Genomic DNA, 25,417 nt, shown 5'->3' with positions numbered 1-25,417 from the left:
TAGTGCAGCCAGCCCGGGCAGGCACAGCCAGCACAGCCAGCCCCGGGCAGGCGCAGAGAGGCGCACTCCACGCGTGCGAAGTGTTTTACCCGCGCATGGTTGCGTTGTGATGCAGGACACGATCGAAACGGAAACGTTTCGCTGAACCTCGTCGTATGCTGAGCGGGTACGAAACCGTTTCGTTCGGATAGGGGGTTACTACATGCAGATCGCAGAGGGCAAGACGCCGACGCGGCGGAGCAGGTTGACCCCCGAGCGAGAGGGCGAGCTTTACAACGCCGTCATCGATCTGCTCCGCGAGGTGGGCTATGAGGCGCTGACGATGGACGCGGTTGCCACGCGCACGCGAGCCAGCAAGGCCACGCTCTACCGACAGTGGAAGGGCAAGCCGGAGTTGGTCGCCACCGCGCTGCGGTCGCTGAAGCCGGTCGCGCTCAGAGAGATCGACACCGGTTCGCTCCGGGGCGATCTCCGAGAGATGGTGCGATGCGGAGAGCACAACGCGGAACGTGACGCCGATCTGCTGCGCGGGCTCGCCCACGCGGCGCACGACAACCCTGACCTAGAGCAGGCGCTTCGGGAGCTGTTGATCGCACCCGAGCTCATCGCTCTTGACGCGCTGCTGACGCGCGCCGTCGCTCGGGGGGAGATCGCCGAGGGAACGCCCGCCACGCACTTCGTACCGCACATGATGACCGGGGCCTTTGTGGCCCGGCCGCTGATTGACGCCGCGTACGCGGACGACGCTTTCCTCTACGAGTACATCGACGCCGTGATTCTCCCCGCTCTCGGTGCCGACCCTGACGTCACGCCTCGAACTGTCGTCACCTAGATTCACCTACACCCAGTAGTTGTCGCAAGACTCCGTCCTGGCGCGCCGCTCTCGTCGCCGGGTTGGCCCCGCACGTCCCTGCCACTCCACTATTTCGACGGGAGCACCCCTTCTCGTGGCCACCTTCCTATACAAGCTCGGCCGATTCGCCTTCAGGCGACGCCGGTTCGTCGCCTTGTTCTGGGTAGCGCTGCTGGCGGTCGCCATCGCCGGCGCCATCGCCGCCCCCAAGCCGACCAACGAGAGTTTCTCCGTACCGGGCACCGAGGCGCAGGAAGCCTTCGACCTGATGGAGAAGCGCTCACCCGAGGCCAATGCCGATGGCGCCAGCGCGCGCATCGTCTTCAGCGTTCCTTCCGGCCAGAAGATTAGCGACGCGAAGAACAAGGCTGAGGTCGAAAAGGTCCTTGAGGAGGTCAAGGCTAGCTCGGACCAACTGGGCGCCATGCCTGACCCGTTCAAGGACGACACCATCAGCGAGGATGGTACGACCGCCTTCGTCTCGGTCACCTACAAGGTCACCTCAATGGAACTTGAGGACGAGAGCAAGGACGGCCTGAAAGACGCGGTTGACGAGGACGACAAGGCCAACGTGACCGTCGAGGTCGGCGGTGACGCGCTGGAGGCCATGCCCGAGCAGGGCGCCACCGAGATCATCGGTATCGCCGTCTCCGCCGTGGTCCTGGTCATCACCTTCGGCTCGCTGGTGGCGGCCGGGCTTCCGCTGCTCACCGCCCTGATCGGCGTCGGCATCGGCATCTCGTCTATCGCCGCGCTGGCCAAGGCCCTCGACCTGGGCAACACCACATCGACGCTGGCGATGATGATCGGCCTCGCAGTCGGCATCGACTACGCGCTGTTCATCGTCTCCCGGTACCGAGCCGAACTGTCCGAGGGCAGGGAACGCGAGGAAGCGGCCGGACGCGCCGTGGGCACCGCGGGTTCCGCGGTCGTCTTCGCCGGTCTGACCGTCGTCATCGCCCTGGTCGGCCTCGCGGTCGTCAACATCCCGGTCCTCAGCAAGATGGGCTTCGCCGCCGCAGGCACCGTGGCCATCGCCGTCCTCATCGCGATCACCATGATCCCCGCGATGCTGGGCTTCGCGGGCAAGCGGGTCTACGGCCGCAAGGACCGCAAGAAGAGCGAGAACGGCATTCCGCCAGTCTCCTCCAAGCCCAAGATGGGCACCCGCTGGGCCCAGTTCGTGCTGCGCCGCCCGGTGGCCGTGCTGCTCTTGGGCGTGGTCGCGCTCGGCGCGGCGGCGGCCCCGGTCAGCAAGCTGGAACTCGGCCTGCCTGACGACGGTGTGCAGCCGACGAAGACGACACAGCGCAAGGCGTACGACACGGTGTCCGACAGCTTCGGCCCCGGATACAACGGACCGCTGCTGGTCGTCTTGGACGCGGCCAAGGCCGCCGACGCGAAGGGCGCGGGCAAGACCGTTGTCAGCGCCATCGACAAGCTCGACGACGTCGCCAGCGTCACCGAGGCGCACTTCAACGATGCCGGCGACACGGCGACGATCACCGTCATCCCGAGCTCCAAGCCGAGCAGCTTGGAGACCGAGGACCTGGTCGCCAAGATCCGTGACGAAGCGGACGGCTTGCAGGCCAAGACCGGGGCCAAGGTCCTGGTGACCGGCACCACGGCGATGAACATCGACATCTCGGCGAAGCTCGACGACGCGCTGGTGCCCTACCTCGCGCTCGTGGTCGGCCTGGCCTTCGTGCTGCTGATGATCGTCTTCCGCTCGGTCCTGGTTCCGCTCAAGGCGGCGCTCGGCTTCCTGCTCTCCGTCGTCGCAGCGCTCGGCGCCGTGGTCGCGGTCTTCCAGTGGGGTTGGCTGTCTGGCCTGTTCGGTGTCGAGCAGACCGGCCCGGTGATGAGCATGATGCCGATCTTCATGATCGGTGTGGTGTTCGGTCTCGCGATGGACTACGAGGTCTTCCTCGTCACCCGGATGCGGGAGGCGTACGTCCACGGCGAGAGCGCCCACGAGGCCGTGGTCACCGGCTTCACGCACGGTGCCCGGGTCGTCGCAGCGGCGGCAGTCATCATGATAAGTGTCTTCGCGGGCTTCATCGGCTCGCACGACCAGATGGTCAAGATGATCGGCTTCGGCCTCGCCATCGCGGTGCTGTTCGACGCGTTCATCGTCCGCATGACCATCGTTCCTGCGGTGCTCGCGCTGTTGGGCAAGAGCGCCTGGTGGCTGCCCGGCTGGCTGGACAAGATCCTGCCGAACGTGGACGTGGAGGGTGAGCAGCTTCAGAAGCAGCTCACCTCGCCCCCGAACCAGTCCGGTGGCGACTCGGACCAGGACTCGCGCCTGACCCGAGTGTGAGCGCGGGTCCGCGCGGTCCTCTTCGGGGTCCTCGTGCGGACCGGCCGGGTCTGCCGCCAGTCGGCAGGCCGCGGTGATCGTCCCCACCGACCAAGACGTCTGGGAACGCGAGAGGGTAGCGATCCTCCCGCCGCCCCGGGCAGTGCCTGCCCGTGGGGACGGGGACAGGCACACACAGTGAGATACGGCGGCGGCTCCCTAGGGCAGGGGGCCGCCGCCGGCGTTAGCCGACCGGGGCGCGCGGGCGACGCAGCGGCGGGCCGACTCCAGTGCCGGGGTGCCGGGGATGCCGGGGCGGCGGGCCGCTGCTGGTTGGGTGGTGGAGCGGTGGGTCGTCAGACCGCTGTGCGTTCCCTGTTCCGGGCGTCCTCGTCCAGGAGGCGGGCGGCGATGCTGTCCAGGGCACGGTCAAGGCGGGCCCGGTCCTGCGGGGTGCCTGCCAGGTCCCAGTCTTCGAGCCGGTCATCGAGCCAGCGCCGCCAGGCTGCGCTGAGCCGGTCGAGTTCGCGCTGCCCGGCTGCCGTGACGCTGTACCGGTCGCCGTCACGTTCCGCGAACCCCGCCCCCACCGTCTGGTCGAAGGCGGGCACCAGCACCTCGGGCGGCATCCGGTGCGCCGCCGCCACCTCGCCGATCCTCGCCTCGCCGCGGATGCGAACCCGCCAGTGGACCTGACCGAGCACCCAGGCGTCGGCAGGGGTCAGCCGGCTGCCCGAGTCGGCGAGGATATCGCTGCTCACCGCGGACTTCGCATGCCGCATCACCGTGGCCACGGCCCGCTCCAACCGCTGGTCGGCGTCGGCCGAGTCCGGCGGGGCGAAGCCCTCACCGAGCTCGGCGGCCCCGGCGCGGGCGCTGTCCCGCAGCGGCACTTCCTTGAGGAACCAGGCGATCAGGAACCCGGCGAGCGCGACCGGCACGACCCACTGGAAGACGTAGTTCACGGTGTCCGCGTACGCCTCGATGATGGGGCGCGCTCGGTCGGCGGGCAGTGCATGTAGGGCCTGCGGACTTTGTACGGCGGTGGCCGGGGTACCGGGGGAGTCGGCGAGCCCATCGGCGAGGTTGGGTTCGAGTTGGCCGCTGTAGAGGCTGCCGAAGACGGCGGTGCCGAAGGCGCTGCCCAGGGTGCGGAAGAAGGTCACGCCCGAGGTGGCCGAGCCCAGTTCGTGGTAGGCGACGGTGTTTTGCACGGCGATGGTCAGCACCTGCATGGCCAGGCCGATGCCAAGGCCCAGGATGAACATGTACAGCGACTCCAGCCAAGGGCCGGTGCCGGGCCCCATCGTGGACATCAGGTACAGCCCGAGCGCCATCACCGCGGTGCCGATGATGGGGAAGATCCGATACCGGCCCGTGCGGCTGACGACTATGCCCGACAGCATCGAGGTGCCGAGCAGGCCGACCACCATCGGCAGCGTCCGCAGCCCCGACGCGGTCGCCGAGACGCCGTCCACGTACTGGAGGTAGGTGGGGAGATAGGTCAGCGCGCCGAGCATCGCGAAGCCGACGATGAAGCTGAGGGCCGAGCAGACGGTGAAGACCGGATTGCGGAACAGATGCATGGGCAGCATCGGTTCCTTGGCCCGTAGCTCTACGAACACGAAGGCCGTGAGCAACACGAGGGAAGCGGCGAACAGGCCGATGATGGTGACCGAGCTCCATGCGTACTCGTTGCCGCCCCACTCCAGCCCGAGGACCAGGCCGGACGCGCCGAGCGCCACCAGCACGATGCCGATGTAGTCGATCACCGGCCGCATCGCGGACCTGACCACCGGGATCGTTCGGGCCGCCATCACCACCATCACGATGGCGATGGGGATGTTGACGTAGAAGCACCAGCGCCACGAGGCGTGGTCGGTGAACAGTCCGCCCAGCGTTGGCCCGACCACGGTGGTCACGCCGAACACGGCACCCAGCGCGCCCTGGTACTTGCCGCGCTGCCGCAGCGGAATCACGTCCGCGATGAGCGCCATTGCGGTGACCATCAGTCCGCCGCCGCCGACGCCCTGGATGGCGCGGGCGACGACGAGCATGAGCATGCTGTTGGCGGCGCCCGCGAGGATGGAACCGCCGACGAAGACGATGGCACTGATCTGGAAGACGATCTTCCGGCCGAAGAGATCGCCGAACTTGCCGGCCAGCACCGTGGCGACCGTCTCGGCGAGCAGGTACGCGGTCACCACCCACGCCATGTGCCCGCCGCCTCCGAGGTCGGCGACGATCGTGGGCAGCGCCGTGGAGACGATCGTCTGATCGAGCGCGGCCAGCAGCATGCCGAGCACGATCGTCACGAAGACGAGGTTGGTTCGGCGCTTGCTCAGGGGGGCGGGCGGGGCGGCTGCGGGCTCGGCGGTGACCGTGGTCATGGGCGATTGCCTTCGACGGGTGCTCGCGGGGGCGCTTTCGGCCTGCTCGCGCGGTGTTCGCGGGCCGTTCTCGGATCGCTTACGGGCGCGTTCGCTGGCTGCTGGCGGGCTGCTTTCGGGATTCTGTGGGGGTTTCGGGGTCCCTTACGGGGGCTCGCGCGGCCCGCTGGGCACGGGCCGTTACCGGAGTGGGGGCCTCCAGCCTTGGTGGTTTCGCACCGGTTCGCCACTGTTGGTGCTGCGGCAGTGTTCGACTGCCCGCTTCCCCCGCGATCATGCCCGCGGTGTCCTGCCGCCGACCCGCCCGCCGGGACCCGGCATAAGACGGCCACCGGGCGCATTGCACCATTGAGGGTGCACAGCGCGGCGAATCGGAAAGTGGAAGTAGGCAACAGTGGTGGACGTCCAGGGCGCGGTGGCGCCCGGTTTTGAACCGGTCCGGGACGCCTTCGCGGCCAACTTCGCGCAGCGCGGCGAGCAAGGAGCGGCGGTGGCCCTCTACCGCGACGGCCGTAAGATCGTCGATATCTGGGGTGGGACGCGCGACGCCTACGCTCCCGCTGACCAGGGCTTGCCCACTCAGCAGGGGCATCTCGCCGAGCGCAGTGGCGCCGAGCAAAGTGGCGCCGAACCGTGGGCCGCCGGTACGGCGCAGGTCCTGCACTCCGCGACGAAGGGTCTGTCAGCCGCCGTGCCGCTGCTGCTGCACCAGCGCGGTCTGGTGGACCTGGACGCGCCGGTCGGCACGTACTGGCCCGAATTCAAGGCGAACGGCAAGGAACGCGTTCTCGTTCGTCACCTGCTCTCCCACCGGGCCGGCCTACCGGTCATCGATGCGCCGCTCAGCCCGGCCGAGGCGATCGACGGGGTCAGCGGCCCGCGGGCGCTCGCGGCGCAGGCGCCGCAGTGGGTGCCGGGCACGGAGCACGGCTACCACGCGCGGACGTACGGCTGGCTGCTCGGCGAGTTGGTGCGGCGGATCACCGGCCGCACCATCGGCACCTGGGTCGCCGATGAGATAGCCCGCCCGCTGGGGCTCGATCTGTGGATCGGGCTGCCGGACGCCGAACGCGAGCGCGTGGGCCGCCTCGCTCCGATCCAGGCGCCTGAGCCATCCGTGACGCCGGGGCTGCGGGTGCGGGCGAAGCAGACCGTTACCGATGCGTACCAGGACCCGCGTTCGCTCACCCGGCGGGCGTTCGGCGCGATCGACCCGCTCCCCGACCAAAACGCCCCGGTCTTCCGCGCCGCTGAACTCCCCGCGTCGGGCGGCATCGCCACGGCCCGGGCGCTGGCCCGCTGCTACGCCGCGATGCTCGGAGATGTGGCGCCGGACGCGGGGTATGGCCTGGTCCAGGGCGCGGGGCGCGACGTGGTCGGGGAGGCCGGGCGAGGCCCGGACGCCGAGGCCGGGAGCGCCGGCGGGGCCTTGCCCGGCGGCCGGCGGCTGTTCGCCCCGGCGACGCTGACCCTGGCGCGCACCGAGGAGTCGGCGGGCCCCGATCGGGTGCTGGTGGTGCATACGCGCTTCGGGCTCGGCTACATGCTGCACGGTTCGGCGTCGCCGCTGCTGGCCCAGGGGTCCTTCGGGCACCCCGGCAGCGGTGGTTCGCTGGCCTTCGCCGACCCGGAGTCGGGGATCGCCTTCGGGTACGTCACCAACGGCATGCAGAAGAACGTGACGGCCGACCCGCGGGCCCAGGCGCTGGTGCGCGCGGTGCAGCGCAGCCTGGCCTGACGGGGCGCGTGGCGGGCTGTGGCGAGCCGGCGGCCGGGCTGCGTGTCTCCTGGTTCGGTGCTGCTCGGTGCTGTTCGGTGCTGCTTGGTGCTGTTCGGTGCGGCCATCTCTTACCGCAATCCCACCCGCCACTTAGGCTGCGGATGCGGAGTGATCAACGGCTGAAGGGTGGCACGCGATGCGACGGTTCGAGGGTTACGGCGTACTGATCACCGGCGCGGGCCGTGGCATTGGCGAGGTCACCGCTCGCCGGTTCGCCGACGAGGGGGCGAGCGTGCTCGTGACCGACCTCGACGGGGCGCGTGCGGAACGGGTCGCTGAGGGCATTCGGGCGGCGGGCGGGGTGGCCGCTGCGCTGGCGTGTGACGTGGGGGATCGGGCGGCCGTGGAGGCGGCCGTGGAGCATGCCGTCGAGCGGTTCGGCAGGCTCGATGTGCTGGTCAACAACGCGCTTTCGTGCCACCCGGACACCGAGCACTTCGAGGACCAGCCCGACGAGGAGTGGGAGCGGGACCTCGACATCACGCTGACCGGCGCGTTCCGTTGCGCCCGGGCCGCCCTGCCACAGCTCGCCAAGGCCGGCGGGCGGGGCGCGATCGTCAGCGTCGGTTCGGTCAATGGCGAGCAGGACTTCGGCAACCACGCCTACAGCGCGGCCAAGGCCGGCCTCGCCAGCCTGACGCGTACGTTGGCGGGCCGCGCGGCGGCACAGGGCGTACGGGTCAACCTCGTGGCTCCGGGCACCGTTCGCACGCTCGCCTGGGAGGGCCGCGAGGACAGCCTGCGGCGCGCGGGTGCGGCGTATCCGCTGGGCCGGGTGGGCGAGCCGGCGGACATCGCGGCGGCGATCACGTTCCTCGCGTCGCGCGACGCGGCGTGGATCACGGGCGTCACGCTCCCGGTGGACGGCGGGCTCTTGGTGAGCAACATCGGGCTGCGGAACGCGCTGTCGGGGCAGTGAGGCGCGGGAGGGGCCGCTTTCGTATCGAGTGTGGACCGCCTTCGTGCGCCGGGGCAGAATCGGGGCTCCGCGACGTTGCTTGAGGGGGACCAGTGCGGTTCGACGTGCAAGAAGGCGACACCCAACAGGGGTTGGGGTCGCCCGGGGGTGGGCTTGAGGTTCGGGGCACTGACTGCTTCCGTTTCGGTGGAGCGTCCGCTGCTCCAAGGGGGCGTTAGTGGTGGTCATGCCCGATCCGGCCGCGTGCAGGGCCGTACTCATCGGCACCGGCGACTACGCCAAGGCCCAGGGCGTGCCCGCGGTGGCGAACAACCTCACCGCGCTCGCCGACGTCCTCACCTCGCCCGGCTCGTGGGGGCTCGCCCGCGAACACTGCCGCGTGCTCGCCGGACCGTCCGCGGCGCAGGCCATCGACGCCGTGCGCACCGCCGCAGCCGAGGCCACCGATGCCCTCCTGGTGTACGTCGCTGGGCACGGCCGCTGCGCGTCGGGTGGCGGCGACCTGTCCTTCGTGGCGCCCGATACGGTGGAGGCCGGGCCCGCCACCGGGCCCGCCACCGCACTCGCCTACGGTGCGCTGCGCGATGCCGCGCTCGCCGGGCGGGCGAGTCATCGGGTGATGCTGCTCGACTGCTGCTTCAGCGGCCTGGGGACCGACCAGCCGGCCGGTCCCGCGGCGGTGGCCGACGCGGCGCAGTTCGCGGGAGGTCTCCTGCTCGCGGCGGCCCCCAGCACCGTCGCCGCGTACGCGCCCGCGGGCGACAGGTACACGGCGTTCACCGGTGAGTTGCTACGCGTCGCCGCCAACGGCATCGCGTACGGGCCCGAGTCGCTCCGCCTTGACACCGTCTTCGAGCACGCCGCTACGGCCCTGGTGGCCAGGGGCCTGCCGCGGCCCGAGCGCCGCGCGCACGAGCACGCCACCGCGGCCGGTCGCATGGCATTCGTCCACAACGCGACCGCGGCGCCCGGGAGTTCCGGCGCAACGACCATCCTGCGACGGGCGCCACAGCAGGAGGAGACACCGCAGGACAAGGCGCCGCCTGTGCTCGCGCCTGCACCTTCGTCCGCGCCCGCGCAGGGCCCCGAGCAGCCAACGTCGTACGAGCTGTCCCCGCCCGCACCGGCCGCCGGGTCCCCGGCGGCGTCCCTCGCAGCACCGCCGCCCGCTCCCGCAGTGCCGGCTTCCCCTCCCGCAGCACCTCCGCACTCACCTCCCGCAGCGCATCCGGCGCAGGTCGCGCCGGGAGCGGCGGCGCCACCTGGCGCCTTCGGGGCGCCACCGGCCGCTTTCGGGTCCGCCCCGCCACCGTTCGGCGCGGCACCGGGCCAGTCCGCCGCGCCCGCCGCGCCCCCGGTAATAGCCGCACCCCCTGCACCCCCGGCATCCCCCATCGCCCCCGCGCCCCCTGCCACCCCCGCGTCCGCCGCCCCGTACGGTGCCCCGCCCGCTCCTCCCTACGGCCAGGCCCCCTCGTACGGTGGCGTCCCCGCCGACCCGTATGCCGTCCCGCACCCCCAAAGCGGCGGACCCGACGACCCGTTGCGGCGACGGAAGAGGGTGCGGTACATCAGTGTGGCGGTGGCGCTCGTCGTGCTCATCGCGACGGCCGTCACCGTTCTGGTGTGGCCGGATGGTGACTCGTCCAAGGACGATCAGGTGAAAAAGCCGCGGGTGAGCCCTAGCGCGAGCGACGCGTCGGACCCGGAAGAAGGCGGCGAGTCGGGCCCATCGCCCAGTGCCCCGTCGTACGACGCCGCGACCAAGGGCGTGGTGAACGCGTCGAAGCGTACGGGTGGCACGCTGAAGTTCGTCGGTACGACGGACGCCGACTCCTGGGACCCGCAGCGCGGCTACTACGGTTTCATGTGGAACTTCGCCCGCTTCTACACCCGCCAACTCGTCACCTACGCGGCCGAGCCGGGCGCGGAGCAATCTCGTCTCGTGCCGGATCTCGCGACCAGTCGGGCCAACGTGACGAACGGCGGCAAGACGTACACGTACACCCTGCGCAGCGGACTCAGCTGGCAGGACGGTACGCCGATCACCTCGCGTGACATCAAGTACGGCATCGAGCGGGCGTGGGCGAGCGACGTGATCAGCGGCGGCCCGACGTATCTGGTGGAGACGCTCGACCCCAAGGGCGAATACAAGGGCCCCTACAAGGACAAGGCCACGAACAAGCTGGGCCTGCGCGCGATCGAGACGCCCGACGACCGGACGATCACCTTCAAACTGCCGCAACCCAACCGGGACTTCGAGCACATGCTCGCGATGCCCGCCGGTTCGCCGGTGCCGTCATCGGAGGACACCCGGGAGAAGTACGCGCTGAAGCCGTTCTCTTCGGGCCCGTACAAGTTTGTGTCATACGACCCGAACGAGTCGCTGGTCCTGGTGCGCAACGAGGAGTGGCGGCGGGAGAGCGACCCCGTCCGTGCTGCGCTGCCGGACCGGATCACCGTGGACCTCGTGACCAGCCCCAGCATGCGCGACAACGCGCTGCTTTCGGGCGGCTATGACCTGGACCTCAACGCGTACGGCATCGACGCCGCCACGCGCGCCCGAGCGTGGCGCGACCCGAAGCTGAAGGCCCAGCTGGACAATCCGTACACCAGCACCATCCGGTACGCGGCGCTTGCCACGAACGTCCGGCCGTTCGACAACGTCCACTGCCGCAAGGCGGTCTTCTACGCGACCGACAAGAAGGCCATCCAGATCGCGGCCGGCGGCCCGGAGCAGGGCGGCGAACTGGCCCCCCACCTGCTGCCACCGGGCGTGGCGGGCAGCGAGGAAGGCTACGACCCGTACGGCACCGGCCAGTCGAACGGCGCGCCGGATCTGACCCGGGCGCGGCAGGAGTTGAAGGAGTGTGGCAAGCCGGGCGGATTCAGCACCACCCTCACGGTTTCGGAAGACCGGCCGCAGGAGGAGGCGGTCGCGCAGACGCTCCAAAGTTCGCTGTCGCGCATCGGCATCAAGGTGAAGATCGAGCGGCTGCCCATGGCGGAGTACTTCACGGCGATCGGCGCGCCGGACAGGGTCAAGAGCAAGGGCTACGGCATCGTCTTGATGCGGTGGAGCCCCGACTACCCGACCGCGTCGGGCCTGTTGACGCCGCTGGCCGATGGCCGGCGCATCACACCGCAGGGCAACGTCAACGTCGCCCTCCTCGATGACCCCGCGATCAACAAGCTGTTCGACAGCACACGGACCGCCGCCGACGACCAACAGGCCACGCGCACCTACGAACAGCTCAACCGGAAGATCTCGGATGCTGCCGTCTATCTGCCGATGACGTACCAAAAGTCGCTGAGCTGGCGCGGAACTCGGCTCACCAACGCCTCCACAAGCAGTGCGTACGGCGGCGGCTACGACTTCGCGTCGCTCGGCGTCGCTCGGTGAACGCGCGGGGGCGGGGCGCCCGCCACCGATGACGGGCTGGGGCCGGCTTCGAAGCCGGCCCCGACCCAGGTCTCAACCCCGACCCAGGTCTCAACCCCAGCCCAGCCCCAGCGCAGCCCCGGCCCTTGGATCACACCGGAGGTACGAGGGTGAAATAGCGGTCGATGAGGGCGCGGTCGCCCTTGGCCTCGGTGAGCCGGTCCGCGGGGAGCCGCTGCCAAAGAAAGAGCATGAGGTCCGACGCCGTACCGGCCAACTCGACGTCACAGGGCCCGGCAACCTCCTCGTACCGGACGGTGTCGCCGTCGAAGCACACGGTCCACTCAGCGGCGCCATCGGTCTGCCGGAACCGGTACCGCTCGCCCGAGCCGGTCGCGACGTCCGGCGTCCAGGCGCGCCGGGCGGGGGCCATCACCGTGAGGCTGTGGTGAACGGCGTCCACCGCGAGTTCGGCGTCCACCGGTCGGGCCGCACCGAGCGCGTTCTCGGCGTCCCAGCGGTGTACGGCGGCCTCAATGGCCTGTATCCGCAGCCAAAACCCAACGGTTCGGTCATCCGACCAGGTCCACACCGGCTCGCTGACGTGGACCTCCCGGAACAACCTCTCCAACCTGGCCGCCCCGTCCGCGTAGTGATCCACCATGCTCACCGGCACCGGACCGCGATGGGGCTGGGCGTCCCCTGGCAGTGGCCAGCCCTCGTGGTCGGCGGGGAGTTCGCGCAGCAGCGTTGCGGCGTCCGGCGGTTCCGCGAGCCGGTCCTCGATGACGCGGATCACGAACCGGTGTACCCCGCCGAGGTGTACGACCAGGTCGGCCATCGACCAGTTCGGGCAGGACGGTACGAGGGGCGCGGGCTGGCCGACGCCGCCGCCCGCGTCGTGCGGGTCAGCAGCCCGGCGTGCGGCGGCCTCGAAGGCCAGCGCTTCGCGTTGGAAGTGGGAGATGTGGTCCATGGGTTCACCCTGCCGCTCGGTCGGTGTTGGACGGTGGTGCCACGGGCCGTGTACGGGCCCTGCCGCGCATGTGGAGGGGGTGCAGTGATGGTGGGCGCCGGCTGTGGCGGAATACCGAACAGTGTCCCGGATCGCGGGCCCGCCGACCGGGGATCAGCCAATCCCGGGGCGTGGTCAGGCGGTTCACTGAGTGGGCATCACCCCGCATGCAGCATGAGCCCGATGCCCGCGACCATCAGCCCGGCCGCCGCGAGGCGGGCCGTACCGAAGCTTTCCTTGAAGAAGAGTGCGCCGATCGCCGCACCCACGATGATGCTCGACTCGCGTAGCGCGGCGATCGGGGCGAGCGGGGCCCGCGTCTGGGCCCACAGGACGAGTCCGTACGCGAACACCGACAGCACGCCACCGAGCAGCCCGCGCACCGCGACGGGTTTGAGCTGAGTGCCGAGTGCGCGGCGCCGGGTGGCGAGCGCGTACGCGGGGATCACCAGCCCTTCCAGGATCATCAGCCAACCGATGTAGCCGATGGAGGTGCCGGACGCTCGGACGCCCACGCCGTCCACGACGGTGTAGGCGGCGATCGAAAGACCCGTCGCCAGCGCGGCGGCGAGCGCGGGCCAGTGCGGCCGGGCGCCCGAGCCTCGAATGCCCCACAGGGCGACGCCGACGAGGCCGGCCGATGCGACGATGACCCCCGCCGTCTGCCAACCGTCCGGCGTCTCATGGACGAAGATCGCGGCGAGTACGGTCACCACCAGCGGCGCGGTGCCGCGCGCGATCGGATACATCTGCCCAAAGTCGCCGAGCTGGAACGAGCGCATCAGCAACGCCTGATAGACGATGTGGAGCAGGGCCGACGCGATGAGATACGGCCAGGCGCCGTCCGCCGGCATCGGCGCGAAGGCGGCCATCCCCAGGCCACACACCAGGCCGCCGCTGGACACCAGCGTGAACGCGAGCAGTTGGTCCTTGATCCCGTGCGCGATCGCGTTCCAACTCGCGTGCGTGACGGCGGCGGTCAGCACCGCCGCCGCGACGAGGGGCGTCACGTCCGCGACCCGTGGATGACCTCGACCGGCCTGCTTCCCGTAACAGGGAGAGATAGGTCCATGACGACCACGTTAACTTAAGTTGTATAGCCAACATGATGAGGTGCGTCACCCTGGCTGCCACCCCGAGCACCTGAACGGTCGGGTCTCGCTGACTCCTCGCCACCGCCCCCTACGCAGGCGGCGCGGACTCTAGGGTGACGGTCATGACACTGTTGGAGTACGGCCACTATTGCGATGAAGTCACCCGTCAGTCCAGGGAGTTGGTCGCGTTAACCGATGGCGCCGACCTGTCGGCGACCGTGCCGAGCTGTCCGGACTGGACCCTGGAACAGCTCATACGCCATGTCGGCAGTTCGCACCGCATGGTCGATACGGTCGTCCGTACGAGGGCTGCCGGCCCGGTGACCGACGACTTCTCCGGAATCACCGATGGCCCGCAGACCGGCGGCGCGTCCGCCCTCGTCGGGTGGTTGCTGGACAGTGCGGAGCAACTCGCGGAAACACTGCGGGAGGCGGGTCCTGACGTCGAGGTCTGGACCCCGATCCCGGGCGGCACCTCGGGGTTGTGGGCCCGCCGCACGGTCCACGAGACCCTCGTCCACCGGGCGGATGCCGCCCTCGCGACGGGGCGCCCGTTCACCTGCGACCCGCAGGTTGCCGTGGACACGATCGACGAATGGCTGGAGATCCTCACAAGCCCGGTGATGGCCGCGCGCAACGCGCAACTGGCCGACCACGGCCGCCCCGGAACCAGCATCCATCTGCACGCCACCGACACCGCGCCGGAGCTCGCCGCGGAGTGGCTGATCGAACTGGCCGACAACGGATTCACCTGGCGCCGCGCCCACGCCAAGGCGACCGTCGCCGTACGCGCTCCGCTGGCCGATGTGCTCCAGGTCCTCCTTCGGCGGCTGCCCGCGGACAGCGAGCGGGCAGAGCTGATCGGCGACGCGAAGCTGCTGGACTTCTGGCTGGAGCACACGGCCTTCGGCTGAGGGGTGACGGGCGGGGCCGGGGGCGGGGGTGTGTGTGGCTCGGTGTGTTGTGGCGGGGCCCGAGCCGCCGCACCTCAGCGGATGATCGAAACGAGCTGGCACACGGCCGCAGCCAGCCGCTGGTCCCCCTCGACGCTGCCGCGTGCCAGGGCATCCGCGGGCTCGATGCCGCGTACGCACACCCGCCAGGTGGTCTCAGCGTCCAGGCGTACGGTGGCGGCCCACTGCCCGGACGCCGGTGGCGCCAGCGACCAGCCCCGATCCCCGGCGGTCGCGGTCCACTCGCCTCCGGCCGGGCCCGGCACGCTCAGCCTGACCTGGGTGCCGGGGTCCGCGGCCGTGTCGCGCAGCGTGTGCGGCAGGGCCCGCGCGAAGGTGTCGATGACAACGGCCAGGGGGCGTGGGTCGGGGTCCGTTGGCTGGCCCGTCGCGTGGCGGATCTGCTGCCGGTGCACCCAGTGTTCGGTGAACTCGCGGGCGCAGTCCAGCCACGCGGGGGCCGGTTCCGCCCCCGCCCAGGACACTCCAATGGGCGCGTTTTCATGCAGGTCGGCGGCGCGGAAGAGGTCGGCGACGGCGGCGCCCGTCAGCTCCAGCGTCTGCGTGAGCACGGCTGGGCTGAGCCGCGCGCAGGCGTCCACCCACTGTTGGTTGAGGCGGTGGATGTACGCCTCCAACGTCTCGCCCGCCGCGAGCCCGGGCCCACCCCGATGCCCGTCACGGTCCCGGGAGATCCGCCCGTAGTCGTCCCCCAGGAGATGGGCCACCAGGTCCCGTACGCTCCAGCCGGGCACGGCCTCCCTGTTCCAGTCGTCGGGCGCCAGGCCCCGCAACTGTGCGAGCAGCACAGCACGCTCGGGCGCGAAGAGTGCCCGTGCGTCGAGGGGAGCACCGAGCCAGGCGAAGCCGTCGTACGGATGAGGCTGGGAGATCATCCTGCGATGCTGGCAGCGGCCTGGCCGCACCGCCACCGAAATACGGCCCCCGTGGGCTGCTCTCCCGGGGTGTGGGCTGGGTTGATGGGTTGGGTTGATGGGCTGGATTGCCGGGTTGGATTGACGGGCTGCGCCGATGCGTCAGGTCACGCTCGGCGGGTCGTACGGGCCGGCGACGCGGAAGGGTGGCGTGCTGGTGCCGGTGATGCGGTAGCGGTGCCACAGGTCGGGGTCGGAGAGTTCGCCCTGTGCCTCGCCCTGCGGGGTGCGGATGCGCGCGGATACGCGCTTGCCGCCGCACAGGGTCACGAGCTCCGGGTCACCGGCTATCCGCCCGTACCAGTGGAAAAGCCCGTCGATCGGCTGAAACGTCCCGCGCAACACCACCTCAACGGGCCGCTCTTGGCCCTCGACGAGGAGGGTCGCGAGGCCGCTATAGCCCGCGGCGTCCTCCTGATCCGCGTGCTCGTCCCGATCCTCGTCTGCGTCCACCACATCAGGGCTGGCCGACGACTGCTGCGGTGGGGGAATGCTGGACATGGGCAAGGCTCCTTGCAGCGTTCCGTGACGCCGTAGTCGGTACGCGAGGAGGGCGCGCTGCGCGAACCCTCCCGGTTCGCGGGAGCGTTGACGGCCCCGTCGAATGCCGGGCCCTTGACTCCCGCAACGAGAGATTCCATGCTCCTCGGAGTGGCTGTTACCTCCAGTAACACCTTAGATCGCGAAGGAGTGGAGCGCCATGGTCCGTTCACTGCCCGATACGAAGGTGGGCGACAGGGAAAAGACCGCCTCGCGCCTACTGGCCTCATCGGCGAAGAAGTTCTACGACCCCGAGGTGGACATCGACTGGGATGCGCCGCTGATCGACGGCAAGCACTACATGCTGCCGCACCGCATCTCCCTCTACGGCACCCCCCTATGGGACCGCATGAGCGAGGATCAGCGGCTGGAACTGGGCAAGCACGAGGCGGCGACCATTGTCAGCGTCGGCCTGTGGTTCGAGCTCCTGCTGATGAAGCTGCTGGTCAAGGCCGCGTACAACGGCGACACGACCACCCGACACATCCAGTACGCGCTGACCGAGGTCGCCGACGAGTGCCGGCACGTGACGATGTTCGCCCGCTTCGTCGAACGCATCGACTGCCCGGCGTACGGCCCGCAGCCCTACCTCCACCAGATAGCCAAGATCCTGCCGACCATCGCCTACGGCCCGGCGATGTACGGCTCGATCCTGGTCGCCGAGGAGATCACCGACCGCCTCCAGCGCGAGACCGTCAACGACGAGTCGGTCCAACCGCTCATGCGCATGGTCAACCGCATCCACATCATGGAAGAAGCGCGGCACGTCACCTTCGCCCGCGAGGAGGTCCTACGCGGCATGTCAGGTCTAGGCCGCGCGGAACTGCGCTACCAGCGGCTGCTGATAGCCACCGTGTCGTACTGCATCTGCCGCAGCCTGATCCACCCCCGCGCCTACGCGGCGGCCGGCCTCAACCCCAAGGAAGCCTGGCACGCGGCCCACGCCAACCCGAACTACCGAGAAACCATGCGCTTCTACGGCGAACGCATCATGCCCTTCCTCCAGGACGCGGGCCTGGTAGGCGCCCCGGGCATGCGGCTTTGGCGCCGGTCGTACTTGCTGTCCTGAGCGGAGGCTACGGGTGCGTGGGGGCACCCGTAGCCACCCGGCACCCGGGCGGTGCGCACCATACGGGCTCGCCTTCCGGTGGCACCCTCGGTACGCACGCGTCAGGGACGCGCCCCGAGAGCGCTTAACTCGCCAGCCTTGATCGCGCGTACGAAGGAACCCAACGGCCCTACCGTGGTGCGGATGACCACGGCAGGGGCTTCGCTCTCGCGGAGGTGGATCGTGCCGTCCGGGGTGGCGGCGAGGTTGATGCAGTTGTTGGCCTCTTGGCAGTAGGACGACTTTTGCCAGTTCAATGTGGGCACTGCAATTGCCTTTCATAGCGACTGTGCGATGTCTCGAATGAACGTACGTGACTCCGCTGGCCCGAGCGCCAGAGCCTCCAAGCCATCGAGAACATCGCGGTACTTGTCCAGTTGTGTCGGAGCGTCCACGAACAGGGCTCCATGCGACTCGTCGAGTTGGACGGTGTCGAGCTGAGCAACCGGCCCGTGAGCGTAGAAGATGGTCTGCCCACTACCGGGGAACGCGCCGGCTTCGAACGGGAGGGCCAGAACGGTGATGGAGTCGCGCTCGCTCATCGTCAGGATGTACTCCAACTGCGCACGAGCGGTGGCCTTGCCGCCAAACCGCATGCGCAGTGCGGCTTCATGAATGATCGCGGTGTACTCAATCGGTGGGTCTTGATGGAGGACGGCCTGGCGCTTCATGCGGTGAGAGACGCGGTGCTCCAACTCATGCGGCGGCAGAGGCGGACGGCCTTGCCCGAAGTTAGCTCGCGCGTGATCAACGGTTTGAAAAAGCCCAGGCAACGAGGCGACTTGAGCCGTGCGCATCTTCACCGCGTGATGTTCCAACTCCGCCAAATCCTGGAAGCCGCTGGGCAGAACACCCCGATACTCATCCCACCAGTAGCGCGCTCGGTCGCCGGTCATCGCGGTGAGTGCGGCGATGAGGTCCTGGTCGGCACAGTCGTAGTGGCAGGTGAGGCTGCGTACCCGTGCAGCGCTCAGCCCGACGCGGCCTGTCTCGATGCTGCTCATCTTCGCGCGATCGACGCCGAGCATGGACGCCGCTTCGTGCATCGACAGGCCGGCGCGCTCCCGCAACTTGCGTAGCTCGCTCCCTAGGCGCTGCTGACGGTACGTGGGTGAACTCCGTGGCGGCATGGGCTTCCTCTCGTCGGTCACGCACAGTCTGCCGACGTCAACTCAGCGAGTCCACTGGAGTAGTAGTTTTTGGCAATTCGTAGTAGGTGTACTCCGTTGTGCTCTACCGTGTGTCGCACGGCACTCACTCTACGGAGGCACGTATGAGCTGCGACCCGCGTCCCCGGTCCGAAGACTGGGACTACACCCTTGAGTTCGGCCTGAATCCGCTTGCCCCCACCGTCGCCCGGCGCGCCCTGCGGTTGATCCTCGACATGCACGGGGTGCGTGAAGTTGCCGGCGAGGCAGGACTGTTGGCGGCCGAACTGGTCACCAACTCCCACCGGCACGCCCCGGGGCCCGCGTTCCTGAGTGTGCGGCGGCATGGTGAGCGAGGCGTGCGCGTAAGCGTCTTCGATACGAACTCGACGCTGCCCGCACTGGACGCCGATTGGGACCAGCGCCCCGACGCCGAGTACGGGCGCGGGCTGGGGCTCATCGACCGGTGTGCCGACAAGTGGGGCGGTGTCGCCATCGGGGAAGAGGTGTTCGGGCTCGGCGGCAAGGCGATCTGGTTCGAGCTGGCGGAGGAGGGGCGCGACGGTGCGTAGGGCCCATGCGCTGCCCCGTAACACGTGGGCCAGGCTCCGCGCAGTAACACGTCAACCACGCACCGCCCACGGCACGTAAGCCAAGAACCGCCCCGAAAGAGGCGGTGGCGTGGGCCGCTACGTCCCCTCCGTGAGCGTCTTCGCCATGTGCTCCGCGAATCCGATGATCCGGCCCAGGTCCAGGCCGCCACGGGCCACGCGGAATCCGTGGCGGCGGCCCCAGAACGCCCCCTGGACGGCATGGAACTGGGCCCACCGCTGGACGCGTACGCGATCGAGTTCCGCCGCCTCGGTGAAGACGTCCAGCGCGCGGCGGAGGGCCTTGGGCAGGTCGTCCGCCTCGAAGAGCGTCAGGGCGCGTGACTTGAGCAGCGTGCCCGCGTCGTACGCGGGATCGCCCGCGCAACCCTTCGGATCGACGGCCAGCCATGGTTCGCGGTCGGCCCGCAGGATGTTGCCGGGGTGGAGGTCACCGTGGATGAGGGTGTCCGGCTGGGTACGGCCCAGCTCGCGTACGGTCGCCACGGCGGCGTCCACCACCGGGCGCGAGAGCGCATGCGGCAGCTCCTGCGCGTCCTTGCGTAGCTGCTGCTCCCACGCGTTGGCCTGCTCGCGCAGCCGGGGCAAGTCAGGCGGCGCGGGGACGGCCAGCCGACGATTGATCCGCCCCGCGGTCAGCACCACCTCGTCGTTGTCCTCGATCTCCGCGAGCCGGGTCGTGTGCACCCGCTCCAGCAACATGGCGAACTGCTCAGCGTCGCGCTCGTACAACAGAACCGCTCCGTGCCCGCCCCACGCCGCGAAGGCATCCGGCTCATGGACGTTGCCGGGGTGCGGGAACGACACCTTCAGTACGGCCGTCTCCCCGGACCGCCGCCGCACCGGTACGACGACTCCGACGCCCCCGTGCATGATCGCGCCGTCCGGCACGCATTCCCAGCGCATCAGCAACTCGTCAACGATGCTCGGAAGCGCGGCGATCCAGGTTGCCCCGGACTCTCCCTCGCGCTCGACGGTGGTGTGTGCGAACGCCTCTGGTACTGCGATCACCGATGTGTCCCTCCCCGTTTCCTGCACAGCCGACCCTCGCGCAGCGGAGCCCGTCGCCGGTGCCCACCCAGTGCCAGCAAGGGCAAGAGCCGGCCCTCCGCGCGCAGTGACTGCCCGATCCTCCCGCAGGAGCGCCGCGGGCGCGCACGCAGGCGTGAGGTGCTGCCCAGCGCAACCACGACGGCGCGGGGGCCAGGCCCCCGCGCCGTCATACGCCATGCGTGCTGCGTCGTGCACCCTGCGTACTGCGTCAGGTGTGACGCGTACGAGCGACTACCCGCGGGTGTCAGCTCACCGCCGCCACGATACCCCGCCCCATACCGTGGGCAGCAGCGAAACCCTTCACCGCAGCAGCGCCGCGACGAGCGGGCCGGCTGTGTCGCCGCCGTGGCCGCCTTGCGGGACGACCGCGGCGGCTGCCACATCGCCGCGGTACGCCGTGAACCAACCGTTCGGCTTCTTTTGGCCATCAACCTCGGCCGAACCCGTCTTCGCCCCCACGTCACCGCTCAGGCCCGACATGGCCTGGGCGCCGGTGCCCGATGTCGCCGTCAGCTTCATCAGGGACTTGAGCTGCTTGACGGTGGTGGGCTTCATGGCGCGCGGGGCCTTGGCCAGGGCGCGGTTGTCCACGCTCGGGGCCACGAGGTACGGCTGGCGGAACGTGCCGGTGCTCGCGGTCGCCGAAATCGAGGCCATTGTCAGCGGGTTCATGCGCACCCCGCCCTGACCGATCAGTGATGCGGCCTTGCTCGCGCCCTCCTGGACGGGCACGGCGCCGTCGAAGGTGGGCACACCTGTCTGCCAGTTGAGGCCGATCCCGAAGACGTCGCGCGCCTCCTTCGTCAACGCGTCATCCGGCAGCTTGTCGGCCTGGGAAATGAAGGCCGTGTTGCAGGAACGCGAGAAGCTCTGGTCGAAGGTTCCGCCCTTGATCTCGAACTTGTCGAGATTTTGGAACTTCCAGCCACCGTACGAAGCGAACTTGGGGCACGGATGCGGCTTCCCGGTGCCCGCCAGGCCCTTGTCGATGAGCATCGCTGCCGAGAGGACCTTCATCGTGGAGCCGGGGGCGAGCGAGCCTTGAAGGGCGGTGTTGAAGCCCTCCGCCGGGGAGTTGGCAAGGGCCAGAATCTCGCCGGTACTCGGCTTGATCACGACTGCCGACGCCTTCGGCTTCTTCGCCACCTGCTGCTCGGCGGCCCGCTGGAGCCCGGCGTCCAGCGTCGTACGCAGCGTCCCCGGCGTGCCCTTGGACAGCGTCTTCAGCGTCTCGCTCGGTGCCTTGCCGGCCCGATCGATGTACAGCTCCACATCCGCCGTGCCGCCCGCCTTCGCGCCGTACTTGTCGCGTAGCCCGGCCAGCGCCACCTTCAATGTTGGGTGCTCGGCCGGCACCAACTCCTTGCCGTTGCGGTCCACGGCCTTGATCGCCGGCTTCTCCGCTGCCCCGGTACGCACCGTGTCCCCAGCTCGCAGCTTGGGAAAGACCACCGCGGGCTTCCAGTTCACGAGAACCTTGCCGGTCTCGGTGTCGCGTGCGACGGTCAGCGCGGAGTCGTACGTCCACGTCGCGCGCTGCCCCTTGTGGTCGATCGCGGCGTTGACTTTGAACGGCAGCGTGGCGCCGGCCGGCGTACCGGGGGTGAGCGTGACCTTTTCGATGTGCGCCTGCTTGTTGTAACCGGTGAGCGCCGCGAGGGCGGCCTTTTCATCACTGGTCAACGCCGCCGCCTCGGCAGCCTTCCCGTTGGCCCATGCCGTGAGGAAGCCCCCCGTGGTGGCCTTTATCTCGGCGGCGCTCGGCGGCCCGGTCTTCACCGGGTCGGCCTTCTTGTCTGTCGTACGGTCCGTCTTCGCGCTCGTGACCGTGCCATCACCTGGTGAGCCGTCTTCGTCCATGGTCAGGCTGTACGCGCCGTATCCGGCCGCGCCGACCACCGCAACGATTACCCCACCGATGACGGCGGCCTTCGCACCACTCCGCATTCGAGAACCCCCACAGTTCATCAGACCCCTCATCAGTTGCTGAAGGGGGCGGCGCGGGGCACTCTACCGGCACTCTTCGTATGCCTTTGCCCGCCCTCTGTCGCAGGACGGCCAACACGCCGCCCCGGCCCCGCCCGGCACCCGATGAGTTGCCACCGCAACGCGTGAGCGGTGAGCCCGTAAGCCGCGGAAGGGGTTCGTGGGCGCGCGGCCGAGCTGGTTGGAAGCGGTCGTGACGGCCGCTGGCCTTGGCCTGATGGAGCGCCTGCGCACAGAGCGCGATCGCGAATGCCTGTCCCCTCGAAATCACCCACGGCCGCGGCCCGAGGGCCCGACACGGTCGCGAGGTTCATCGCCTCTGACGGGGTGTGGAGTGGGCCGCCCGGCAGTGTGGGGCCGGCGTTCGGCAGCGCTGCGTGGGGGCAGTCGAACGCCAGGCGGCGGACATCACCGAAGGCCCAACTTCGGGAAGGCCGCCGCCGAGTTGGGGGTGGTCGTACGCGGTGCTCGCTCACGCGGTACGCCAGGTCGCGGCGGAGCCGGGTGAGACCCTGCGGACGCACACGTGCTGCCCGCCGCCGCAGGTGGGCCAAGCGCATCAGGGCTGCAAGAACATCTCGCTGCTTCGGCGCGTATCTCGGTCACACCCCACACCGCCGATGAGCGTCCGCACCTTCTCCACGCACCGCATCCACGCACCACATCAACGCACCGCATCAACGCACCACATCAGCACACCGCATCACCGGCGTCACAGAGCTGACGAGGGGCCTCGCCTGACGACGGCGCTCAGCCTCCTTCGAGTTCCCGGCGCACGGTGGCGGCGATGTGGGTGAGTGCGCCCCCGAGGTGGCGGCGCTGAGCGGCGCTGAGCGGATCGAACACGAGCCGCTTCACCTGCGCGACGTGTTCAGGTGCGCTTTCGATGAGCTTTTGCCGGCCGGCGTCGGTCAGGGTGCCGAAGGTGTATCGACCGTCGCTGGGGTCGGGACGGCGGGTGACCCACCCGCGGGCTTCGAAGCGGTCCATCACCTTTGACAGGCGGGGCTGGGTGCTGTCGCAGGCTCGGGCCAGGTCGCTGAGCCGCATCGTGGCCTCGTCGGTCATGGACAGCTGGGCCAGAACCCCGTACTCGAAGTTGGAGATGCCTGCGTCTCTCTGCAACTGGCGGTCGAGGGCCGCCGGGAGGGCGATGACGACCGTGAGCAGCGCCTGCCACAGGTCCTGCTGGTCGTCGTCGAGCCAAGGTGACTGGGTGTCCATGACCCTCATCGTACGTGCCCGGGGACCTTGCGTCACTTGCCTAGGCAACTCTTAACGGCTATATTTTGACTTGCCTCGGCAAGTAAAAATATTTGCTGAGGCAAGTGAAGGAGCTGATTCGATGACCACCACGAGCGGTCTGCCCTCCCCGGGCGGCCTCACTTTCCCCCTCCCCTCGCGCATCCCAGCCGCGGCGTACGACGAGCTCCTTGCCCGGGTCCTGCCACAGGCTCGTGAGCAGCGGGTATGGAACCCGTCCGACGGTCCCCTGCCCAGCCTCTTCGTCAGCCACGGGGCCCCGTTCACCCTCGACGATCCGCAGTGGCTCGGTGACCTCTTCGCCTGGGCCCAGTCGATGCCCAAACCCCGGGCCATCGTCGTTATCTCGGCCCACTGGGAACAGGCACCGGTCGCGATATCCGGAGCTGCGGCCGGGTCCCCGCTCTACTACGACTTCAGCGGCTTCCACCCCCGCTACAAGACCCTTCCCTACGCGACCCCGGACGCCACCGACCTGGCTCGGCGACTCACGGGCCTGCTGGGCCGGACGCCGGTGCACGAGTTCGCCGACCGCGGCCTTGACCACGGCGCCTTCATCCCACTCATGGCCATGTACCCCGCGGCCGACGTCCCGGTCGTGCAGTTGTCGATGCCCAACCTCGACCCCAGCGCTCTGCTCAAGCTCGGGGCACGCCTGCGGCCCCTGCGCGAAGAAGGCATCCTCGTTCTCGGTTCGGGCTTCATGACGCACAGCTTCGCCGTCTTCCGCCAGCCGGAGCTCGCCGCCGACACCACGGCCTTCGACGAATGGGCCGTTGACGCCCTCGCCCGGGGCGACGCCGATGCCCTCAGCGACTACCGGAACAAGGCGCCCGGTGTCGCGGTCGCCCATCCCACGGCCGACCACTTCGTCCCGCTGTTGCTCACCGTTGGTGCCGCCAACGACCCCGGCAGCGCCGTGAGCGCCATCGACCGCATGGTGATGGGGAACTCCACCCGGTCAGTGCAGCTGACCTGAGTGCTTCGACGTGTTTCACCTTCCCGACTGGTCGCCTCATCCCTTGGCGCGACACCCATACACCCTGGAGAAAGTGCCATGAAGGCAATGCGTTTCCACGAGTTCGGCAGCAGCGAGGTTTTGCGTTACGAGGACGTCGATCGTCCGGTCCCCGGCCCCGGGCAGGTGCTGGTGCGGGTGGCGGCCACGTCGTTCAACCCGGTCGATGACCACATACGCGCCGGTGTCCTGGCCGAGATGGTTCCGATCACTCTCCCGTACGTGCCGGGGATCGACCTGGCGGGCACCATCGCTGAACTCGGCGCGGACGTGACGGGGCTGGAGGTCGGCAACCGGGTCGTGGCGATGCTGCCCATCGACTCCGCTGGCGGCGCCGCCGAGTACGTGCTCGCCTCGGCCGGGACCCTGGCCCCGGCGCCCCAGACGACCGAGCTGGTCGATGCCGCGGCGCTGCCGCTGACCGGCCTGGCGGCCTGGCAGACGGTGTTTGAGCTCGCCGAGCTGAAGCCCGGCCAGACCGTCCTGGTGAACGGGGCGGGGGGTGCGGTGGGCAGCCTCGTGGTGCAGCTCGCCGCCGACGCGGGAGCGCACGTGACCGCGGTGGACGAGCCACAGCACGCCGACCGCCTTCGGGGCTACGGCGCGGACCGGGTCGTGGGCCCCCTCGTCCTGGCTGCGGGTCCGGCCGCCGTGGGCGGTCCGTTCCAGGTCGTGGTGAACCATGTGCGCGTCTCCCCGCAGGAGCTCGCGCAGTTGACGAACTACGTCGCTGACGGCGGGGTCGGCGCCAGTACAGCCGGCCCGATTCCCGAGGACCCCGCCCGGGGAGTGCGCAGCGCGAGCCTGTGGGTCCGCAGCGACGGAGCCCAGCTGACCGAGCTGGTCGCCAAGGTGGATGCCGGCACGCTTCGGGTGCACGTCGCCGCCCGCCGCCCGGTGGCCGAGTTGGCCGCCGTGCACGCGGACGCCGACGCCGGGCGGCTGCCCGGCAAGACGGTCGTGCTCGCTCCCTGATCGCACCCGACCGGGCTGCACGCTGTTCGCTCTCCCGCCGGGGGGCGGCCCGGACTGTTCGACGGCGGTCGCACCCGCGACCCGCCTTCGGG

Annotated in this window: 20 protein-coding genes; 10 read left to right on the top strand and 10 right to left on the bottom strand. The window is 69.7% G+C overall.

Translation table 11 applies throughout. The annotated features are described in order from the left end of the window. Positions 1–202: 202 nt before the first annotated feature. The gene (locus tag FHS42_RS25950) at positions 203–832 is read left to right on the top strand and encodes a TetR/AcrR family transcriptional regulator (protein ID WP_184575987.1); all 630 of its coding nucleotides are present in this window, start codon (positions 203–205) and stop codon (positions 830–832) included. A 115-nt stretch (positions 833–947) separates the two neighbouring features. Continuing rightward, the gene (locus tag FHS42_RS25945; protein WP_184575985.1) at positions 948–3,176 is read left to right on the top strand and encodes an MMPL family transporter; all 2,229 of its coding nucleotides are present in this window, start codon (positions 948–950) and stop codon (positions 3,174–3,176) included. A gap of 335 nt (positions 3,177–3,511) precedes the next feature. Here FHS42_RS25945 and FHS42_RS25940 read toward each other — a convergent pair whose 3' ends face one another. Further along, on the bottom strand, positions 3,512–5,545 hold the full coding sequence (locus FHS42_RS25940; RefSeq protein WP_184575983.1) for an MDR family MFS transporter: 2,034 nt from the start codon (positions 5,543–5,545) through the stop codon (positions 3,512–3,514). Positions 5,546–5,942: 397 nt separating this feature from the next. Between FHS42_RS25940 and FHS42_RS37455 the strand changes: the two genes are divergently transcribed. From FHS42_RS37455 to FHS42_RS25925, 3 genes are all read left to right on the top strand, one after another. Continuing rightward, positions 5,943–7,283, top strand: coding sequence for a serine hydrolase domain-containing protein (locus tag FHS42_RS37455; RefSeq protein ID WP_184575981.1), 1,341 nt, complete (start codon positions 5,943–5,945; stop codon positions 7,281–7,283). A 178-nt stretch (positions 7,284–7,461) separates the two neighbouring features. Next, positions 7,462–8,244 carry an SDR family NAD(P)-dependent oxidoreductase gene (locus FHS42_RS25930; RefSeq protein ID WP_184575979.1) on the top strand — a complete coding sequence of 261 codons (783 nt, stop codon included), beginning with the start codon at positions 7,462–7,464 and terminating at the stop codon, positions 8,242–8,244. Between the two features lie 226 nt (positions 8,245–8,470). Further along, a complete protein-coding gene (locus FHS42_RS25925; protein WP_184575977.1) occupies positions 8,471–11,647 on the top strand; it encodes an ABC transporter substrate-binding protein in 3,177 nt (1,058 codons plus the stop codon). A gap of 130 nt (positions 11,648–11,777) precedes the next feature. Here the strand turns inward: FHS42_RS25925 and FHS42_RS25920 are convergent, their stop codons facing one another. Both FHS42_RS25920 and FHS42_RS25915 read right to left on the bottom strand, forming a co-directional pair. Further along, positions 11,778–12,602 (bottom strand): maleylpyruvate isomerase family mycothiol-dependent enzyme, encoded by an 825-nt coding sequence (locus tag FHS42_RS25920; RefSeq protein WP_184575974.1) that lies wholly within the window; start codon positions 12,600–12,602, stop codon positions 11,778–11,780. A 197-nt stretch (positions 12,603–12,799) separates the two neighbouring features. After that, on the bottom strand, positions 12,800–13,651 hold the full coding sequence (locus FHS42_RS25915) for an EamA family transporter (RefSeq protein ID WP_184575973.1): 852 nt from the start codon (positions 13,649–13,651) through the stop codon (positions 12,800–12,802). Positions 13,652–13,857: 206 nt separating this feature from the next. On the opposite strand from FHS42_RS25915, the gene FHS42_RS25910 reads away from it, so the two are divergent. Then, the gene (locus tag FHS42_RS25910) at positions 13,858–14,649 is read left to right on the top strand and encodes a maleylpyruvate isomerase family mycothiol-dependent enzyme (protein ID WP_184575971.1); all 792 of its coding nucleotides are present in this window, start codon (positions 13,858–13,860) and stop codon (positions 14,647–14,649) included. 74 nt (positions 14,650–14,723) lie between these two features. Here the strand turns inward: FHS42_RS25910 and FHS42_RS25905 are convergent, their stop codons facing one another. Together FHS42_RS25905 and FHS42_RS25900 are read right to left on the bottom strand one after the other, a co-directional pair. After that, complete coding sequence (locus FHS42_RS25905) at positions 14,724–15,584, bottom strand: maleylpyruvate isomerase family mycothiol-dependent enzyme (protein WP_184575969.1); 861 nt, start codon at positions 15,582–15,584, stop codon at positions 14,724–14,726. Positions 15,585–15,725: 141 nt separating this feature from the next. Next, complete coding sequence (locus FHS42_RS25900; protein WP_184575967.1) at positions 15,726–16,124, bottom strand: DUF4873 domain-containing protein; 399 nt, start codon at positions 16,122–16,124, stop codon at positions 15,726–15,728. Between the two features lie 199 nt (positions 16,125–16,323). On the opposite strand from FHS42_RS25900, the gene FHS42_RS25895 reads away from it, so the two are divergent. Continuing rightward, positions 16,324–17,232, top strand: a complete 909-nt coding sequence (locus FHS42_RS25895; protein WP_184575965.1) for an AurF N-oxygenase family protein — start codon at positions 16,324–16,326, stop codon at positions 17,230–17,232. Between the two features lie 101 nt (positions 17,233–17,333). Here the strand turns inward: FHS42_RS25895 and FHS42_RS25890 are convergent, their stop codons facing one another. Both FHS42_RS25890 and FHS42_RS25885 read right to left on the bottom strand, forming a co-directional pair. Beyond that, positions 17,334–17,537: a DUF397 domain-containing protein gene (locus FHS42_RS25890; RefSeq protein WP_184575964.1), complete on the bottom strand. Its 204-nt coding sequence runs from the start codon at positions 17,535–17,537 to the stop codon at positions 17,334–17,336. Positions 17,538–17,549: 12 nt separating this feature from the next. Beyond that, positions 17,550–18,401, bottom strand: coding sequence for a helix-turn-helix domain-containing protein (locus FHS42_RS25885; protein ID WP_184575961.1), 852 nt, complete (start codon positions 18,399–18,401; stop codon positions 17,550–17,552). Positions 18,402–18,544: 143 nt separating this feature from the next. Between FHS42_RS25885 and FHS42_RS25880 the strand changes: the two genes are divergently transcribed. Further along, positions 18,545–18,991: an ATP-binding protein gene (locus FHS42_RS25880; protein WP_184575959.1), complete on the top strand. Its 447-nt coding sequence runs from the start codon at positions 18,545–18,547 to the stop codon at positions 18,989–18,991. Between the two features lie 117 nt (positions 18,992–19,108). Here the strand turns inward: FHS42_RS25880 and FHS42_RS25875 are convergent, their stop codons facing one another. The 3 genes from FHS42_RS25875 to FHS42_RS25865 all read right to left on the bottom strand — a co-directional run bounded on the left by FHS42_RS25875 (position 19,109) and on the right by FHS42_RS25865 (position 23,293). Beyond that, entirely contained in the window at positions 19,109–20,041 is a 933-nt protein-coding gene (locus FHS42_RS25875; RefSeq protein ID WP_184575957.1) for an aminoglycoside phosphotransferase family protein, read from the bottom strand. 342 nt (positions 20,042–20,383) lie between these two features. Beyond that, on the bottom strand, positions 20,384–22,030 hold the full coding sequence (locus FHS42_RS25870; protein WP_184575956.1) for a penicillin-binding transpeptidase domain-containing protein: 1,647 nt from the start codon (positions 22,028–22,030) through the stop codon (positions 20,384–20,386). A gap of 789 nt (positions 22,031–22,819) precedes the next feature. After that, positions 22,820–23,293: a MarR family winged helix-turn-helix transcriptional regulator gene (locus FHS42_RS25865; RefSeq protein ID WP_184575954.1), complete on the bottom strand. Its 474-nt coding sequence runs from the start codon at positions 23,291–23,293 to the stop codon at positions 22,820–22,822. Positions 23,294–23,561: 268 nt separating this feature from the next. On the opposite strand from FHS42_RS25865, the gene FHS42_RS25860 reads away from it, so the two are divergent. Beyond that, the gene (locus tag FHS42_RS25860; protein ID WP_376772697.1) at positions 23,562–24,311 is read left to right on the top strand and encodes a DODA-type extradiol aromatic ring-opening family dioxygenase; all 750 of its coding nucleotides are present in this window, start codon (positions 23,562–23,564) and stop codon (positions 24,309–24,311) included. 78 nt (positions 24,312–24,389) lie between these two features. After that, positions 24,390–25,325, top strand: a complete 936-nt coding sequence (locus tag FHS42_RS25855) for an NADP-dependent oxidoreductase (protein ID WP_184575950.1) — start codon at positions 24,390–24,392, stop codon at positions 25,323–25,325. The last annotated feature ends 92 nt before the right edge of the window (positions 25,326–25,417 follow it).

The organism is Streptomyces zagrosensis, from assembly GCF_014203645.1.
GTDB classification, from domain to species: Bacteria; Actinomycetota; Actinomycetes; order Streptomycetales; family Streptomycetaceae; genus Streptomyces; species Streptomyces zagrosensis.
This window is presented reverse-complemented; position numbering and strand designations above follow the sequence as displayed.

Coding starts and splice junctions, on each gene's coding strand:
- FHS42_RS25925 (WP_184575977.1), top strand. CDS start 8,471: ATGCCCGATCCGGCCGCGTGCAGGGCCGTACTCATCGGCACCGGCGAC.
- FHS42_RS25885 (WP_184575961.1), bottom strand. CDS start 18,401: ATGCCGCCACGGAGTTCACCCACGTACCGTCAGCAGCGCCTAGGGAGC.
- FHS42_RS25930 (WP_184575979.1), top strand. CDS start 7,462: ATGCGACGGTTCGAGGGTTACGGCGTACTGATCACCGGCGCGGGCCGT.
- FHS42_RS25900 (WP_184575967.1), bottom strand. CDS start 16,124: ATGTCCAGCATTCCCCCACCGCAGCAGTCGTCGGCCAGCCCTGATGTG.
- FHS42_RS25880 (WP_184575959.1), top strand. CDS start 18,545: ATGAGCTGCGACCCGCGTCCCCGGTCCGAAGACTGGGACTACACCCTT.
- FHS42_RS25855 (WP_184575950.1), top strand. CDS start 24,390: ATGAAGGCAATGCGTTTCCACGAGTTCGGCAGCAGCGAGGTTTTGCGT.
- FHS42_RS25905 (WP_184575969.1), bottom strand. CDS start 15,584: ATGATCTCCCAGCCTCATCCGTACGACGGCTTCGCCTGGCTCGGTGCT.
- FHS42_RS25910 (WP_184575971.1), top strand. CDS start 13,858: ATGACACTGTTGGAGTACGGCCACTATTGCGATGAAGTCACCCGTCAG.
- FHS42_RS25920 (WP_184575974.1), bottom strand. CDS start 12,602: ATGGACCACATCTCCCACTTCCAACGCGAAGCGCTGGCCTTCGAGGCC.
- FHS42_RS25940 (WP_184575983.1), bottom strand. CDS start 5,545: ATGACCACGGTCACCGCCGAGCCCGCAGCCGCCCCGCCCGCCCCCCTG.
- FHS42_RS25950 (WP_184575987.1), top strand. CDS start 203: ATGCAGATCGCAGAGGGCAAGACGCCGACGCGGCGGAGCAGGTTGACC.
- FHS42_RS25870 (WP_184575956.1), bottom strand. CDS start 22,030: ATGCGGAGTGGTGCGAAGGCCGCCGTCATCGGTGGGGTAATCGTTGCG.
- FHS42_RS25865 (WP_184575954.1), bottom strand. CDS start 23,293: ATGGACACCCAGTCACCTTGGCTCGACGACGACCAGCAGGACCTGTGG.
- FHS42_RS25895 (WP_184575965.1), top strand. CDS start 16,324: ATGGTCCGTTCACTGCCCGATACGAAGGTGGGCGACAGGGAAAAGACC.